At 52.6% G+C, this 16,702-nt stretch carries 12 protein-coding genes; 9 read left to right on the top strand and 3 right to left on the bottom strand.

Translation table 11 applies throughout. The features are described 5' to 3' along the window. Positions 1–7 precede the first annotated feature (7 nt). Positions 8–2,206 carry a PTS transporter subunit IIBC gene (locus tag ABID13_RS20525; protein ID WP_082173803.1) on the bottom strand — a complete coding sequence of 733 codons (2,199 nt, stop codon included), beginning with the start codon at positions 2,204–2,206 and terminating at the stop codon, positions 8–10. Positions 2,207–2,593: 387 nt separating this feature from the next. Here ABID13_RS20525 and ABID13_RS20520 point away from each other — a divergent pair, with 387 nt between their 5' ends. The 6 genes from ABID13_RS20520 (at position 2,594) to ABID13_RS20495 (ending at position 11,094) form a co-directional block, all read left to right on the top strand. Then, positions 2,594–3,622, top strand: coding sequence for a LacI family DNA-binding transcriptional regulator (locus tag ABID13_RS20520; RefSeq protein ID WP_007867269.1), 1,029 nt, complete (start codon positions 2,594–2,596; stop codon positions 3,620–3,622). A 290-nt stretch (positions 3,623–3,912) separates the two neighbouring features. Next, positions 3,913–4,152 carry a hypothetical protein gene (locus ABID13_RS20515; protein ID WP_007867266.1) on the top strand — a complete coding sequence of 80 codons (240 nt, stop codon included), beginning with the start codon at positions 3,913–3,915 and terminating at the stop codon, positions 4,150–4,152. 359 nt (positions 4,153–4,511) lie between these two features. Next, complete coding sequence (gene nrdD / locus ABID13_RS20510) at positions 4,512–6,671, top strand: anaerobic ribonucleoside-triphosphate reductase (RefSeq protein WP_007867263.1); 2,160 nt, start codon at positions 4,512–4,514, stop codon at positions 6,669–6,671. A gap of 1 nt (position 6,672) precedes the next feature. Beyond that, complete coding sequence (gene nrdG / locus ABID13_RS20505; RefSeq protein WP_007867260.1) at positions 6,673–7,191, top strand: anaerobic ribonucleoside-triphosphate reductase activating protein; 519 nt, start codon at positions 6,673–6,675, stop codon at positions 7,189–7,191. 163 nt (positions 7,192–7,354) lie between these two features. Beyond that, positions 7,355–10,237, top strand: coding sequence for a response regulator (locus ABID13_RS20500; RefSeq protein WP_045092305.1), 2,883 nt, complete (start codon positions 7,355–7,357; stop codon positions 10,235–10,237). Positions 10,238–10,281: 44 nt separating this feature from the next. Next, complete coding sequence (locus ABID13_RS20495; RefSeq protein WP_045092304.1) at positions 10,282–11,094, top strand: hypothetical protein; 813 nt, start codon at positions 10,282–10,284, stop codon at positions 11,092–11,094. A gap of 207 nt (positions 11,095–11,301) precedes the next feature. Here the strand turns inward: ABID13_RS20495 and ABID13_RS20490 are convergent, their stop codons facing one another. Further along, on the bottom strand, positions 11,302–12,207 hold the full coding sequence (locus ABID13_RS20490; RefSeq protein WP_007867250.1) for an AraC family transcriptional regulator: 906 nt from the start codon (positions 12,205–12,207) through the stop codon (positions 11,302–11,304). Between the two features lie 295 nt (positions 12,208–12,502). Here ABID13_RS20490 and ABID13_RS20485 point away from each other — a divergent pair, with 295 nt between their 5' ends. From ABID13_RS20485 to ABID13_RS20475, 3 genes are read left to right on the top strand one after another with little or no spacing between them, the layout of a single operon-like run. Then, on the top strand, positions 12,503–13,579 hold the full coding sequence (locus ABID13_RS20485; protein ID WP_048929349.1) for an NAD(P)-dependent oxidoreductase: 1,077 nt from the start codon (positions 12,503–12,505) through the stop codon (positions 13,577–13,579). A 1-nt stretch (position 13,580) separates the two neighbouring features. Next, entirely contained in the window at positions 13,581–14,921 is a 1,341-nt protein-coding gene (locus tag ABID13_RS20480) for a mandelate racemase/muconate lactonizing enzyme family protein (protein WP_048929348.1), read from the top strand. Positions 14,922–14,978: 57 nt separating this feature from the next. After that, positions 14,979–15,641 carry an RraA family protein gene (locus ABID13_RS20475; protein ID WP_085952484.1) on the top strand — a complete coding sequence of 221 codons (663 nt, stop codon included), beginning with the start codon at positions 14,979–14,981 and terminating at the stop codon, positions 15,639–15,641. Here ABID13_RS20475 and ABID13_RS20470 read toward each other — a convergent pair. Continuing rightward, the gene (locus ABID13_RS20470) at positions 15,636–16,358 is read right to left on the bottom strand and encodes a phosphatase (RefSeq protein ID WP_007867239.1); all 723 of its coding nucleotides are present in this window, start codon (positions 16,356–16,358) and stop codon (positions 15,636–15,638) included. The genes ABID13_RS20475 and ABID13_RS20470 overlap by 6 nt on opposite strands. Between the last annotated feature and the right edge of the window lie 344 nt (positions 16,359–16,702).

Below are 16,702 nucleotides of genomic sequence, written 5' to 3'. Positions count from 1 at the left end.
GAATACCTCACAGTATATCGTTGATGTCGGATTTCAGCACATCTGCCTTGGGGCCGTATACGGCTTGGATGCCTTCGTCCTTTTTGATCAGTCCCATGGCTCCCTCAGCTTTCCAGGCGGGCAGTTCGGCTACCTTACCCACATCTTTGACAGTGACCCGAAGGCGGGTCATGCATGCATCCACCAGCACAATATTATCCCTTCCGCCCAACAGGGAAATGATGCGTTCTGCCTGGCTGTTTCCGGAAACCGCGGCGCCTGCAGATGGACTGCCTGTTTCATCCGCTGCGCTGTCGTCCGTATAATTACCCAGGCGCCCGGGGGTGGCGAAGCGGAATTTTCCGATCATAAAATAGGCAATGGCATATCCCGCGGCAAAGAAGACAGCAATGCAGATGACAAAATGGATGACATCGCCTCCCAGCCCGGCCCGGATGGACATGGGAATACGGGTGAGAAATTCCAGGTTTCCAAAGGAGTGGAGCCTCAGGTGGATGATGCCTGCCATGGCAAATGCACATCCCTGAAGCACTGCGTATACCAGATACAGGGGAAGCGCACAGAACATGAACATAAATTCCAGGGGCTCGGTAACACCTGTGAGGAATACCGCCAGCACGGTGGACAGGAACATGGACCTGTAATTTTTGCGCTTATCCGGGTCCACACGGCGGTACATGGCCAGGGCAATACCCAGCAGGAGGCCGGTGGCGCCGATCATCTGTCCCACTTTGAAACGTGCCGGTGTCACGGTGGCCAGCAGGTTCTGATACCCGGCGGCGTCTCCTGCATTCTGGAGGTTGATCAGGTCGGTGGCCCATGCCAGCCACAGAGGATCCTGGCCAAACACCTGTGAACCTGCGTTGACGCCTGTGAGGATGGTATAGGTGCCGCCAAAGGAGGTATAGTTCATGGGTATGGTCAGCATGTGGTGCAGGCCAAAGGGAAGCAGGAGGCGCTCCAGGGTTCCGTAGATAAAGGGGGCCAGCACCGGGGAGGTGGAGGAGGAATTGGCTATCCATACTCCAAAGGAGTTGATGCCTGTCTGTACCACCGGCCATACAAGAGCCAGTACCAGGGAAATGATCACGGACCATGCAATGACGACCATGGGAACAAAGCGTTTGCCGTTAAAGAAGGCCAGGGCATCGGGAAGTTTTCTGTAGTTGTAATACTTGTTGTAGATGACACCCCCTGTAAAACCTGCGATGATGCCCACGAACACGCCCATGTTCAGGGCGGGGGCTCCCAGGACAGAGGTAAAGTAACCGTTTACCAGGATCTCCTGTCCAAGGAGGGTACGGGTGACGGCCGCCGGATCATTCAGGTCCGCGCTGCTGACCCCGAACAGGGCGCCGGTGATCACATTGATAAGGATAAATGCAATGACTGCCGCGAATGCGCCTCCGGCCCGCTCCTTTGCCCAGGAGCCGCCGATGGCAACTGCAAAAAGGATGTGCAGGTTGTTGATAATGGCCCAGCCTATGGTTTCCATGGTGCTTCCCAGTGTGATGACCAGGTTCATATCCCCGCCAGCCATCTGGATCAGCTTTCCCACGCTGATCATGAGACCTGCGGCAGGCATGACAGCGATCACGGTCATCAATACTTTTCCTAGTTTCTGGAGAAAGTCAAAATTGATCAGGGATTTTGACTTCTTTTTAGCAGGTTTTGATACAGGGCTGTCATCGGGGGCTGTTTGGGAAGATTCCGCCTCAGGCGGGCACTGGTCCAGCAGGGTGATGACCGCATCCTTTCCCGCTGTTACGGGGCCAAGGGCAGCGTTCATGGAGCGGCCCTCCATGCCTCCGCAGATGAGTACCGGTGTGATGGTGTTGACCTGTTTCTCCTCCAGGCCCTTGAGATCTGCTTCGGCCAGCAGGTCCCCTGCCTTTACTTTGTCACCCGGTTTGACATGGCAGGTAAAAAACTCTCCTTTTAATGAAACGGTCTCAAGTCCGAAATGGACCATGACTTCAATGCCCTCATCCGAGCGCAGGCCATAGGCGTGAAGGGTGTCGGCCACTGAGACGACTTCTCCGTCAACAGGGCTTACCAGCCTGCCGTCCCGGGGCAGGACCGCGATCCCGTCCCCGATGATCTTCTGGGAAAATACCGGATCCGGGACATCTTCCAGGGGAACCGCAGTTCCGGTTAAGGGGGAGAGGATCTGGATACCAATACAGCCATCGGTGTTCTTGTTCATTATGTAACCTCCTGAAATGATTTGTTGCATGTTTGCCGTGTTAAATAGGTTGCCGTTTTAGATGGATTGCTATGTTGAAAAATATGTTGCATTGATTACGCAACCGATTGCGTTAAATATAATCTGTTTGCGTGAAGAAAGCAATACTTATTTTAAAAATGAAGTGTTTTCTACCATTTGCACAAAGAAAACAGCCTGTATTTGTGCAAATTCCCCTCTTGTATTGAGGGGGGAATCATGGGGAACAGTGCAAATGATGAAACTAAATCGCGCAAACAGCGCAAAAAAGTTTGACAAACGTTGCATTAAACCTTACAATATAGAATAAGGATCTATTTTACAACGAATGTCCTGAACCGTTACAAATTATCAATAAGGAGGCGTCCTATGCCTGTTACAATTAAAGATGTTGCCGCCCTTGCGGGGGTGTCCCCCTCAACCGTAAGCCGCACCTGCAAAGATCATCCGTCCATCAGCCGCCAGACCAAGGAGAAGGTGCGCCAGGCCATGGCAAAGCTGGGATATGAGCCGAATTTCCAGGCCAGCAGCCTGGCCACCCAGAATTCCCGGACCATCGGCATCATTTTGCCCCCCTCGGAGTGGGAGGCGTACCAGAACGCATTTTATCTGGAGGTCATCCGCGGGATCAGCCAGTACTGCAATCAGAGACAGTACATTAATACGGTGATCACCGGGCAGAACGAGGAGGAGATCCTTCAGGTGATCAAGAACATGGTCAGGACAGGTCTGGCGGAAGGGTTTATCGTCCTGTATTCCAGGGAACAGGATCCGGTGCTGGATTATCTGTACGAGGAGGGGATCCTCTATGTCCTGGTGGGAAAGGCGTACAGGAATGTGAACCAGACCATTTATGTGGATAACGACAATGTGCTTGCGGGCAAGGAGACTGCTGAGTATCTCCTGGAACTGGGGCATGAGAGGATCGCCTATCTGTCCGGTGACCATTCCCTGCTGTTTAACAACGACAGAAGGATGGGGTATATGCTGGCATTGACAGAACGGGGGATCGGTTTCTTGCCGGAACTGTGTGTGGAGGTACCCTCCGTACCTGAGAAGCAGAATGAGGTGCTCCATGCACTGCTGACCCGCACGGACAGACCCACGGCAGTTCTGGTCAGCGATGATATCCTGGCGGTGGCCCTGGAAAAGGGGTGTATGGAACTGGGGCTTTCCATACCCGGAGATGTGTCCATTATCTCCTTTAACAATTCCCTTCTTGCCAGACTGACCGTTCCCTCCCTCACATCGGTGGATGTAAATTCCTGCCAGCTGGGAACCCAGGCAGCTGCCCAGATGATCGAACACGTGGAAAATCCCGAACTGGTTGCCACTAAGATTATTGTACCACATCATCTGGTAGAACGGGACAGCTGTGCTGTTTACAAAAGGCCGTAGGCTGGCTTAGATCCGGTTTTGGGACTGTTTCGGATAAAATTCTGCTTACGAAAATTCTTAAAATCTGCTATAATAAAGCAAAGAGAACGCTTGTTAAGTTCTGACTGCAGATCGTAATTTTCAGGCACGCTCCAGTAATTTCCCGGGTAAACAAAAGGATTTGTTTCGCTCAAATTCGCTGAGTGAGACAGGTCCTTTTTTTGTATCATAGGAAATTCAGACGGAATTCCTATGATACAAAAAACGCTCCGGTAGATTAATATGAAAATAAAAAAGGAAGGTATTTAAGTATGAAACGAATCAAAGCGGCATGTATCAAACAAACCCTGCATTTTTTGCTGAAGGAGGATATCAACCACGACCTGGCAGTAAAGCTGGTGCGGGAGGAAGTGGACAAATATAAGATGCAGCTGGACCGGAACAGGACCCAGTACAAGATCCTTGCAGAGTCAGTGGAGCCGGATGGGTCTGTAATGGTTGAGATTTTAAAGCAGTATAACACTTCGCCGGTGGGAACGTATCTGGATTGAAAACCGGTCGGCGGGGCATCGGGGACCGGATCCTTTTGCCCCGCTTTTTCTGTACATCTAAAGCCGAGCCTCCGCACGTCTGTCTGAAGATCAGGGGTTCTAAAACATTTGTCTTAAAAGACCCCTCTCCCGGCATTTTGTCAGTGCCAATTCCCGGAAGTCCCACAGTTTCTGGCATTTTTCTGAAATACATCCTATCGTATATCTTCCGCTTGAAAAACACAACATTTAGTGTTAAAATCATATACTGTTGCACAAGCAACAGAATTTTCCAGTATTTTATGATAGGATACCCATATACTTCCGCTGAAGGGAAAGCGGGGGGTATGTAAGCATGTGGATAAAGGAGTGTAGTAAAGATGAAGATTATTAAGAGGAATGGCGCGGAAGAAGATTTTGACATAAACAAGATCGTGGTAGCTGTGTCAAAAGCTAATACGGCGGCCGGAAAGAACAAGCTGAGCCTGGAGCAGATCAAGGATATTGCCGATTATGTGGAATATAAATGCGATAAACTGAACAGGGCGGTGTCTGTGGAGGAGATCCAGGACATGGTGGAGAACCAGATCATGTCCACCGGCGCGTTTGAACTGGCTAAGGATTATGTGAGATACCGCTATCAGCGCTCCCTTATCCGTAAGGCCAATACCACGGACAACCGTATCCTGTCTTTGATCGAATGTAATAATGAGGATGTGAAACAGGAAAATTCCAATAAGAACCCCACGGTCAACAGCGTGCAGAGGGATTATATGGCCGGTGAGGTGAGCAAGGACCTGACCAAGCGTATGCTTCTTCCCCAGGATATCGTGGAGGCGGACCAGGAGGGGATCATCCATTTCCATGATTCGGATTACTTTGCCCAGCACATGCACAACTGTGACCTGGTAAACCTGGAGGATATGCTGCAGAATGGAACCGTGATCAGCGAGACCAGGATTGAAAAGCCCCACAGCTTTTCCACTGCCTGCAATATTGCCACCCAGATCATTGCCCAGGTGGCCAGCAACCAGTACGGCGGGCAGAGCATCAGCCTGGCTCATCTGGCTCCCTTTGTGGACGTGTCCAGAAAGAAGATTTATGCAGAGGTACTGGAAGAGGTTAAGACATTCGGCTGCGCGCCTTCTGACGAAGCCATCCATGAGGTGGTGGAGAACAGGCTGCGCAAAGAGGTGATCAAGGGCGTGCAGACCATACAGTACCAGGTCATCACACTGATGACCACCAATGGGCAGGCCCCATTCCTGACCGTGTTCATGTACCTGAACGAGGCAGGGAATGAGCGGGAGAAGAAAGACCTGGCCATGATCATTGAGGAAACCCTAAAGCAGCGTTACCAGGGCGTAAAGAATGAGTCCGGCGTATGGATCACCCCCGCATTCCCCAAGCTGATCTATGTGCTGGAGGAGGATAATATAGAGGAAGGGACCGAGTATTATTACCTCACTGAGATGGCTGCCAAATGTACGGCAAAACGTCTGGTCCCCGATTATATTTCCGAGAAAAAGATGAAAGAGCTGAAGGAAGGCAACTGCTTCCCGGTGATGGGATGCCGCAGTGCGCTGAGCCCGTGGAAGGATGAGAATGGGAACTACCAGTTTTACGGCCGTTTTAACCAGGGAGTGGTGACCATCAATCTGGTGGATGTGGCCCTGTCCTCAGGCGGGGATATGGACGCTTTCTGGAAGCTGTTTGATGAAAGGCTGGATCTGTGTTACCGGGGCCTTATGTGCCGGCACAACCGCCTGAAAGGAACCCTGTCAGACGCGGCGCCCATCCTCTGGCAGAACGGCGCGCTGGCAAGGCTGAAAAAGGGAGAAACCATTGACCGTCTGCTGTACGGCGGATACTCCACCATTTCCCTTGGATATGCGGGACTTTATGAGTGCGTGAAGTATATGACAGGGCTGTCACACACAGACCCCGGAGCAACTCCCTTTGCCCTGGAAGTGATGGAGTATATGAATAAGGCGTGTAACCGCTGGAAGGAGGAGACCAATATTGGTTTCAGCATCTACGGTTCCCCCATTGAAAGCACTACCTACAAGTTTGCGAAATGCCTTCAGAAGCGTTTTGGGATCATTGAGGGGATCACGGACAGAAGCTATATTACCAACAGCTATCATGTGAATGTGTCGGAGGAGATCGATGCGTTTTCCAAGCTGAAATTCGAGTCCCAGTTCCAGGCGCTTTCCACAGGCGGCGCCATCAGCTATGTGGAGGTCCCCAACATGCAGCACAACATTCCCGCCGTGCTCCAGCTGATCCGTTATATCTATGACAACATTATGTACGCGGAGCTGAATACAAAGAGCGATTATTGCCAGGAATGCGGGTTTGACGGAGAGATAAAGATCGTCACAGACGAGAGCGGAAAGCTTGTGTGGGAATGCCCCAAGTGCGGAAACCGGGATGAGAATAAGCTGAACGTGGCCAGAAGGACCTGCGGTTATATCGGAACCCAGTTTTGGAACCAGGGAAGGACCCAGGAGATAAAGGAAAGGGTGCTGCATTTATAATATGAACTACGGTGCGATCAAAAAATATGACATTGCCAACGGAGAGGGTGTCAGGGTATCCTTGTTTGTGTCAGGCTGTTCCCATCACTGCACAAACTGCTTTAACCAGGAGGCCTGGGATTTCGCCTTCGGCCGTCCTTTTACCGGGGAAACGCAGCAGGAGATCCTGGCGGCCCTTTCCCCGGAATATATAAACGGCCTTACCCTTTTGGGCGGAGAACCCTTTGAGCCGGAAAACCAGCGTGTGCTGGCGGGGCTTTTAAGACAGGTAAAAGAGAAATATCCTCAAAAGGATATCTGGTGTTATACGGGATATCTGCTGGACCGGGAGCTTTTACAGGAAAGCAGGGCCAGGTGTGAGGTCACGGATGAGATGTTGGGCATGATCGATGTGCTGGTGGACGGAAGGTTTGTGGAGGAGTTAAAGGATATCAGCCTGGCCTTTAAGGGATCCTCTAACCAGAGGATTATAGATGTAAGGCGGTCACTGTGCAGCGGACATGTTGTGATTAAAATGTAACAGCCTTTAAAATGATGTCTGAACTGTTAGAAAATGATAAGAATATAAGAATATCTGCCTCCCGGCGCGTTGCGTTTGCTTTGGGTTAATGTTATAATTATTTAGTTGTGACTTAGCTCAGCTGCAAGTTAAGCTGTAATGTTTGCCGTAGGAGGCTTTTATTATGATAAAAAGGTCAAAGGAAGAGATACAGGAGTTTGCCGGTGAGATCCTGAACCGATATTTTTGTGATTGTGATGTGGACTTCCTGATATCCACCTTTGCAGATGATATTGTCTGGCTTGGGGCAGGGGAACTGCAGAAGGCGGAGGGAAAAGAGGCGGTGGCCGCCTGTTTCCTGGCCGGCCGGGAGGACCTGTCACCCTGCGATATGTATGATGAAGTGTATGAGGTCCGATGCCTGGGCGGCGGCTGTTACCTGTGCGAGGGAACCAGCCGGCTCCAGTCCAAGGAAGGCACTGGCGTGTATGTCAAGGTGCAGCAGAGGGTCACCTTTGTGTTTCAGGAACAGGACGGGGAACTGAAGGTTGTCCATATCCATAACTCGGTGCCCTTCCAGGACATCCAGGAGGGAGAGCTGTTTCCGGCGGAAGCCGGAAGGGAGGAATATCTGAGACTGGAGGGAGTGCTAAAGCGCAGGGAACAGGAATATAAGCAGCAGGCGGATTTCCTGAGCCAGCTCTATAATTCCGTGCCCTGCGGCATTATCCAGTTTTCCACGGATCCCTGCCACAGGGTGGTCAACATAAACAGGATGGTGTGGGAATTCTATGGATACGGGTCCGAGGAGGAGTACCGCGCCGAGGTGAAAAGTCCGGTGCAGCTGGTAAGGGATGAGGACCGGGCGTGGATCGTGGGGCTGATCGACAGCCTTTCCCTGGACGGGGAGAATGCTTCCTACATCCGCCAGGGATCTCGCAGGAACGGACAGCCGGTATGGCTCAGCGTGGTCATGGGCCGGATCGTCAATGCGGACGGGCTGGAGGTGATTCAGGCCGTGTTCACGGATATCACTGATGTAAAGCGCATGGAACAGGAGCAGGAGCGCCAGCAGCTCATCGAGAACCGCTCTCTGAGGGCTGCGATCTGTACAGCCTATCCCCTGATCGTGAGCGTAAACCTGACAAAGGATACATATAACTGCTTTATTGAAGAACAGAATGCATACCCGGTGGAGCGCCAGGGCCGGTATTCGGACATGGTCAGCCATTCGGTCCCACTGATCTATCCCAGCTATCGGGAGGATTTTGCAGCTGCGTTTGACCGGGACAGTGTGCTGGCCCGGTTTGCCTCAGGGGAACGTGAGCTGTATATGGAGCTTCAGCAGATCGGTATGGATGGGGTATACCACTGGATATCCGTACAGCTGATCTATGTGGAAAATCCTTTTAATGGAGATGTGCTGGCCATTGACCTGGTGAAAGTCCTGGATTCCCAGCGCTCAGAGCAGGCCCGCCAGGAGCAGCTTTTGCGGGATGCCCTGGCATCTGCCAAGGCCGCCAACCGGGCTAAGTCTGATTTCCTTTCCAGGATGAGCCATGATATCCGCACGCCCATGAATGCCATTATCGGCATGAGCACCATCGGACAGCTGAAGCTGGAGGATCAAAAAAGCGTTCATGATTGTTTTAGGAAGATCGATGCATCTTCCAGATATTTACTTTCATTGATCAACGATATACTGGACATGTCCAAAATCGAGACCGGGAAAATGGATCTGACCAGCGAGTATTTTGATTTCACGGAGCTGATCGGGGAGATCGATCAGATCATCTATCCCCAGGCCAGGGAAAAGCGGATCCGGTATGAGATATACCATCAGGAACCGTTGGAGCAGTACTATATCGGGGATGCCCTCAGGGTGAAGCAGGTGCTCATGAACCTGCTGTCCAATGCCCTTAAGTTTACCATGGAGGGCGGCAGCATACAGATCTGCATTCAGGAACAAAAGCGCACCAATGGTTTTTCCTATATCCAGTTCTGTGTCAAGGACACGGGGATAGGAATGTCAAAGGAGTTCCGCACCCGTATCTTCCAGCCCTTTGAACAGGAATCCCCGGAGGTTGCCCGCAATAATGTGGGAAGCGGCCTGGGCCTCTCCATTGTGTACAATCTGGTGCAGCTCATGGGAGGCACCATAGAGGTGGAGAGTGAAAAAAACAAGGGGACGGCATTTACGGCAACCATCCCTCTCAAACTGGTGGAGGATGACCGGCAGAAGGAGCAGCAGAGAAAGCAGAAGGAGCTGATGAAAGGTCTGGATGTGCTGGTGGTGGATGACGATCCCGTGGTGGGATGCCAGTGTACGGAGATCCTCAGGGATGCGGGAGCTGTTTGCGTGTGGGTGGACTCGGGATCCAGGGCGGTGGAGGAAGTGAACCATTACCTGAAGAACGGGAAGTATTACCATATCGCCATGATCGACTGGCAGATGCCGGACATGGACGGGGTGGAGACTGCACGGCGGATCCGCGGCCTGGTGGGGCCGGATACCACCATTATCATGATATCGGCGTATGACTGGACTGTGATTGAGCAGGAGGCCAGAGGCGCGGGCGTGGATTATTTTATTTCCAAACCTCTGTTTAGGAGTTCCATCTATGATGCGTTTGCAGGTGCCGTTGACCGGACCCTTCCGGCGGCGGAAAAGGTGGAGAAGACGGATCTGCGCCATTGCAGGGTCCTGCTGGCAGAGGACAATGAACTGAACAGGGAGATTGCCAAAACGCTGCTGGAGATGCACGGCATGGAGGTGGAAACAGCCCATGACGGGCAGGAGGCCCTGGACCTGTTTGAAAAGAACGAGGCAGGGTATTATGATGCCGTGCTCATGGATATTCGGATGCCGGTGATGGACGGACTGGAAGCTACCAGGTCCATTCGTGCACTGGCGCGCCCGGATGGAGGGAAAGTGCCCATACTGGCCATGACGGCCAATGCATTTGAGGAGGATAAGGTGACGGCTTACAAGGCAGGGATGACAGGGTATCTGGTAAAACCCCTGGATATCGACCTGGTATTGGATGAACTAAAGAAGTTTGTGTGACGCGGCAAAAGGCAGGAAGCATACCGGAAGGCAGGAAGCATACCATGAAGAGACGGCAGGGCAGTTTGGGAAGGGAATCCGTTGATACGGCTCCCACGGCCGCTGACTTTCCAAGGCGGATGTGGGATAAGAAGGATATCGGTCCCGATTACAGGAAATACCTGAATATGTGGCTTAGGGCCGGCGTGGACTTAGGATGTGTGATCCTGGTCCCGGCCGCGCGTTATCAGCCGGACATACGGGAATATATGCTCTCATATTTTGGAGATGAAATAATGGTCCTGGAGCGCGGAGAGGATGGGGCTGTCACTAAGACCGTGATAAAAAGAAAGGACATATTCTGCTTTTGCAGTACGGAAGACCTGCTGAGGGGATGTATTTCCATTTACTGGGGAACCCGCTATGAGATCCATCGGACGGCTCTTCCCTACAACCGGGTGCGCCGGGAGCTGTTCCTTCCGGTGGTCAACTGGCTGGCGGACTGCCCGGCGGATTTTTACAGCCCCAAAGCACCGGGCGCAGATGCGGTGCCGCGGCGGCTTAAGGAGGAACAGCCCTCCCTCTATCATTATGGGAAGGATGTTTACCGGTTCGGAAACCGTGGACGCAGATGGGAATGGTGGGGACTGGGCGCCCCCGGGGCTTTCGGGAAAAAGAGGCAGATGAGATCAGCCTGCCTTTCCTGTGAACTGGAAAAAGGACAGGTGTTTATCCTTCAGACAGGCAGCCAGGTGGATATCTGGTACCTGAAGCGGGGGGATGCCCAGGCCTTCGTGGAAGAGCAGGGACGGGAGAAAAAGATCGTGGTCACCGTGAAGTCGGAGCCGGTTATGACCCGGTCCTTTCGGGTGCGCTGATCCAATGCTGTTGATAAACGGATACCTTCCGTGGACAAGGGGGGCGTGTGTGCCCTTGTCCACTGAGGGTATGGAATGCAGATAATATTACATGTTAAACGGGTATGGATAAGCGGGGATCCATACCCGTTTGTATATATATCTTAGTTTGTACATATATCTTAGTTTGTATATATCCTGGATTCCCGGTCTGCCCGGAGTTCCGCCTCACAGCGTGTTCCTGTACTGCCGCGGTGTCATTCCGGTCAGCTGTTTAAATTTCTTGGAGAAATAAAAACCGTCCTGAAAGCCGGTCCTGGCAGCGATTTCCGCAATGGATAAAGGGCTTTCCAACAGCATTTCCTTGGCGGCTTCCACCCGTATACGGCTGACATAGGCCATGGGGGATAGGGATAAGTGCCGGTTAAACAGCTTTATGACATAGCTGGGGCTCAGGGATACGGTGCTGCACAGCGTCTTTAGGGTGATGTCCTCCATGTAGTGCTGCCTGATGTATGCGGTGATCCGGCGGAGCCTGCGGGTGTTCATGTCCTCCCGGTCCGGGGACTGGTTCTGGAGGGCCACACCGCACAGGAACTGCTGGAGTATGTTCTTTTCCTCCCAGTAATTGATGGGATCTGAATCTGTCCGCATCTTATGGATTCGGGACATCAGCTCCCGCAGTTTGGCATAGTTGTCCATGGAGCATGCGGCCGGAAGGTCAAAGGGCTCCTGGCTGCGCTTAAAGGACCACTCCTCATTTTCAGGATAAGGTACGGACTGATAGTGATAGCGGGCGCTTTCATCGTACAGCCAGACCTCGTTTTTATGTGCGGCAACGGCGCAGGATATGTTGATGGAGTAATAGTCCACCAGGTTCTTGCCCGGGTTCAGATTATATGGGATTCCTTTGATGGAGGGAATGTAGACCAGATCCCCCTCGCATACCTGGCAGATTTCCTCCCCCACAGTGAAAACGCCCTGTCCCCTGGTGATCAGATAGAACTCATGGCGGTCCTCCTTGCCTGTCTTGCCGCGATACCATCCGGAGAAATTCCTGCGCCGGCTGCTGTTGCCAAGATAGGGGATCAGAAACAGGTTTTTTGAATCAATGAATGTCTGCAGATCTAACATTTGCTTCCCCCCTGATGATTGTGGTGTACTCTCGGAGCCCCCTGGTGCTCAGGTTTGTGTGCGGCCGGCGGAAAATCAGCCGGAAATCTGAATACCGGGGGACGCGGAGAGTATGGATCCAATGATAATGCCATTATATCTCCTTTGTCATGAGATAGAAACGGAAAATGATAAATTTTAGTACGATTTTTTACATGTATTGCAATAAAATCCATGTTCATGAGGGGATATCTGTGTTATTTTTTCCATATAAGCCATATGAGCCAAAGGAAGGCCGCAGGAGGGGCAAAGAGAGATGACAAATGTATTATGTACCAGATGGATACCCGGAGAGTGTGAAGCGGAGTATGGGGATGTATTTCAGTTCATCTGTCCGGAAAAGGAGGGGGGAAGCTTTACCCGGGAGGAATTGCTGGAACTGATGCCCCGGGCTGACATATTGTTTTCCATTGCAGGTACTCCTGTTACAAGGGATATGATTGATTGGGGAAGCAGTCCTGAGCATGGAAGGGGCGTTGGGCAGGGGAGCAGTCCTGAACAGGGGAGCGGCATTGGGCAGGGCCGCGGCCTGAAGATCATAGCCAGCCTGGGGGTGGGATATGACCATGTGGATGTGGAATATGCCGCTGAGAAGAGGATTCCCGTGGTAAACAGTCCCACCCAGGTGACTGAGCCCACTGCGGAGCATACCATTGCCCTGGTTATGGGGATTTTCCACAACCTGTACCGGTATACGGCCCAGGTCAGGGCGGGGATTTGGAATACATCGGCCTTTGGGATGACCCAGACCTCCGTATCGGGCCATGTGCTGGGGATCGTGGGAATGGGCCGGATCGGGCAGTGTGTGGGGAAAAAGGCCGCCGCCCTGGGAATGAAGGTGCTTTACTATGATCCCCTTCGCCTGGCGGAGGAAAAGGAGAGGGAGAATGGGTTTGAGTACGGTTCCCTGGCGGAGGTGCTGGAGAAAAGTGACTGCGTTACCCTGCATGTGCCCTACACGGGAGAGAATCGCCATATGTTTGGAAGGGAGGCGTTTGCCCGAATGAAGCAGGGCGCCTATTTTGTCAATGCATCCAGAGGCGGCCTGGTGGATACCGCGGCTTTGGCAGATGCCCTGAGGTCAGGACGGTTAAAGGGAGCGGCCCTGGATGTGTTTGAAAAGGAACCGTATACCACAGGGGAGCTTGCGGGTCTGGATCAGGTGATCCTGACACCCCATGTGGCCAGTGAGACGTGGGATGCCAGGATGAATATGGCAAGGGAGTGCCTGGACGGAGCCAGGGAGCTGCTCCTGGGAAACAGGCCCGCCAATGTGGTGAATCCCCAGGTATTGGAATACGTTGATAAGGGCAGGGAGACAGGGGAGGAATGATATGGAAAAAATAAATGAGATGAACATAAAGACAGCCTCCTGCCCCTCTCAGCTGAGGATCACTGACATGAGGTTTACCGATATTGTGGGAGCGCCCATGGACTGCACCATTCTCAGGATCGATACGAATCAGGGGATCAGCGGATACGGGGAGATCCGGGATTTCTCCAACCGGTTCTACGCCCTGGAACTGAAGCGCCTGATCCTGGGAGAGAATCCGTGCGGCATCAACCGTATATTCCGAAAGATCCGGCAGTTTGGGGGACATGCCAGGCAGGGCGGAGGCGTCAGTGGGATAGAGGCTGCTCTGTGGGACCTGGCAGGTAAGGCATATGGGATTCCCGTTTACCAGATGCTGGGAGGAAAATGCCGTGACAGTATAAGGATCTACTGTGATACGGACGTTGGCGGAAAGCACACAGGATCGGATATGGGGCGTGCCCTGCGATCCAGGATGGACAGCGGATATACCATGCTGAAAATGGACTTGGGCGTGGACCTCCTGGTCAATGTGGAAGGCGCCCTCAACGCCCCTCTGGGATATGTGGAACGGATGCGCCGGTTTGACCAGGAGGAATTGTCCTTTGGAATAACGGATAAAAGATATGCTGATTTTATGAGCGTCCCTCATCCGTTTACCGGCCTTTCCATCACGGAGACGGGCCTGGACTATCTGGAGGATTATGTAAAACAGGCCAGGGACATGGTGGGGTACGAGATACCGCTGGCCATTGACCACATTGGACATGTGAATTATCAGACCTGTCTTAAGCTGGCCAGGCGGCTGGAAAAGTTTAATATTTTCTGGATGGAGGACTGTGTGCCCTGGTTTTACACAGAACAGTGGAAAGCGCTCAGCGACCACACCTGCATACCCATGTGTACGGGTGAGGATATATTCGGCCGCGAGGCCTTCCGCCCCCTGATCGACAACCGCGCCGTATCTGTAATACATCCGGACGTGCTCACAGCGGGAGGGATCGGGGAGACTCTGCACATTATCACAATGGCGGAGGAAAAGGGAATTGCGGCCGCGGTACATATGGCGGAGACGCCGGTGGGATGCATGGCTGCCGCCCATGTATGCGCGGCGGCGGGGGATAACCTCCTGGCCATGGAATATCACGCCCATGATGTGGACTGGTGGGACAGCATGGTGAAGGGAAGTACACAGCCTATTGTGGACAGGGGATGGCTGAAACTTAAGGACAGGCCGGGGCTTGGGATCGAGGAACTGGATGATGAGGTACTTGTAAGCCACATCAATCCCCAACGGCCGGGATTGTGGAAGAGCACGGACGAATGGGACCATGAATGGTCTCATGACAGGATTTGGAGCTGACCATAAAAGGTGTACTCTCGGAGACTCCGAGAGTACACAAAATTAATGAGGAGGATCATACCAATGTGGAAAAATGAAGACGAAATGTTTGCTTTAATGAAAGAGAAACTGTACACGCCTGTGGTGGGGGATATCCTGGATGTTATGGGTTATTCCCACCAGTTCCTGCCGGCTGCCATCCAGCCCCTGAGGGATGGCATGAAGGTGGCGGGCAAGGCATGTACCATTCTGGAGTGCAATGTATACCAGGCTCAGAAAAAGCCCTTTGGACTGTTGACAGAGGCATTGGACCAGCTGGAGAAGAATGAGGTTTACATTGCCACAGGCGCGCACAACAGCGCCATGTGGGGAGAGATACTGACAGCCACTGCCCGGATGCGCGGAGCCGTGGGCGCGGTTCTTGACGGATATACCAGGGATACGCCCCAGGTTCTGGAGCAGGACTTCCCGGTATTTGCAACCGGGCGCTGGGCCCAGGATTCCAGCATACGCACCAATGTTATTGATTTCAGGTGCACCATTGAAATCGGAGGCGTGATCATACATGACGGCGACCTGGTATTCGGTGACATGGACGGCGTTCTTATCATCCCCAAGGAAGCGGCCATCCGGTGTATTGAGGATGCTTTAAAAAAGGCGGCCGGTGAAAAGCAGGTGAGGAAGGCCATTGAAAACGGTATGTCCGCCACAGAGGCCTTCCATAAATTCGGCATCTTATAAAGTCCTGTTGTGGGCAATAAACTCCCGGAACTGCTCCAGGCTGTGATTGATCACCAGGCGTTCCGGGAAATCCGCTTCCTCCAAAAGAGGCTGGACGTGATCCAGGTTGGCGATGTCCGAGGTAAAATGGGCATCGCTGCTTGCTATGACAGGAACCTGCTGCTTGCGGCACAGGTCCAGCATCACGAGGGTATTTTCACGGGCGTGTTTGCGGGTGGGGGTGCGCAGGGAGTTGTTGTTGATCTCCAGCAGGGTGTGATGCCTCTTGGCTGCTGCCACCACTTCCTCATAGATCAGGGGACAGCTTCCGTCATCCGGGTGGCTGATGATATCCACATAGGGATTGGCGATGGCTCCCAGGATGGCGTCTGTGTTTTCCCTGGGGGAGCCTGGTTTATAACACATCTTGTGTATTCCGGCGATCCTCAGGTCCAGGTGCTTCATGTAGCGCTCCCCCAGATCCAGGGTGCCCTTATGATCAATGATATTGATCTCAGCTCCCAGCATCAGCTGGATGCCGAACATCTGACGCGGGACCACCTTCAGGTTCAGAAAGTAGATGTCCTTACAGGATCCGGCAATACCTTTGGTGTGCTCAGTGATGCCTAACAGCTTCAGTCCTTGCCGGGAGGCGGCGGATGCCATCTCGGTTATGGTGGCGTAAGCGTGTCCGCTGGCAATGGTGTGGGTGTGGACGTCAAGCTCAATTGGTGTCATGTTCCATTCCTCATTTCTTAAACGCAGATTTACCCTTAAGCGGACAAGGGGCGTGTGTCCGCTTGTCCGCTGGGGGTAGTGTAGATCAATGGTATATAGTCTACCACAAATCCTTGATAAAATCACAGATTTGTGGTAGACTTTCATAAAACGCAGCTGTCTGCCACCGGGTAGGCGGCCTGAAGCAGGGTTATGGTGTCCATGGCCCGCTTCTGTGCCTGAACACATTCCGTTAGGTCTTGGCGTGTGTTTGAACATTCCTTTCCTCCATCCGTGCCCCTGTTTTGGATCGCGTCTGCCGGAAAGGAATGTTCAAATACACTCTGGAAGGAATGGGTCCGGGC

It is taken from the genome of Enterocloster citroniae (genome assembly GCF_040545455.1).
GTDB lineage: Bacteria > Bacillota > Clostridia > Lachnospirales > Lachnospiraceae > Enterocloster > Enterocloster citroniae.
Note: the sequence above shows the minus strand (reverse complement) of the source record. Positions and strands in the feature narration are given on the sequence as shown.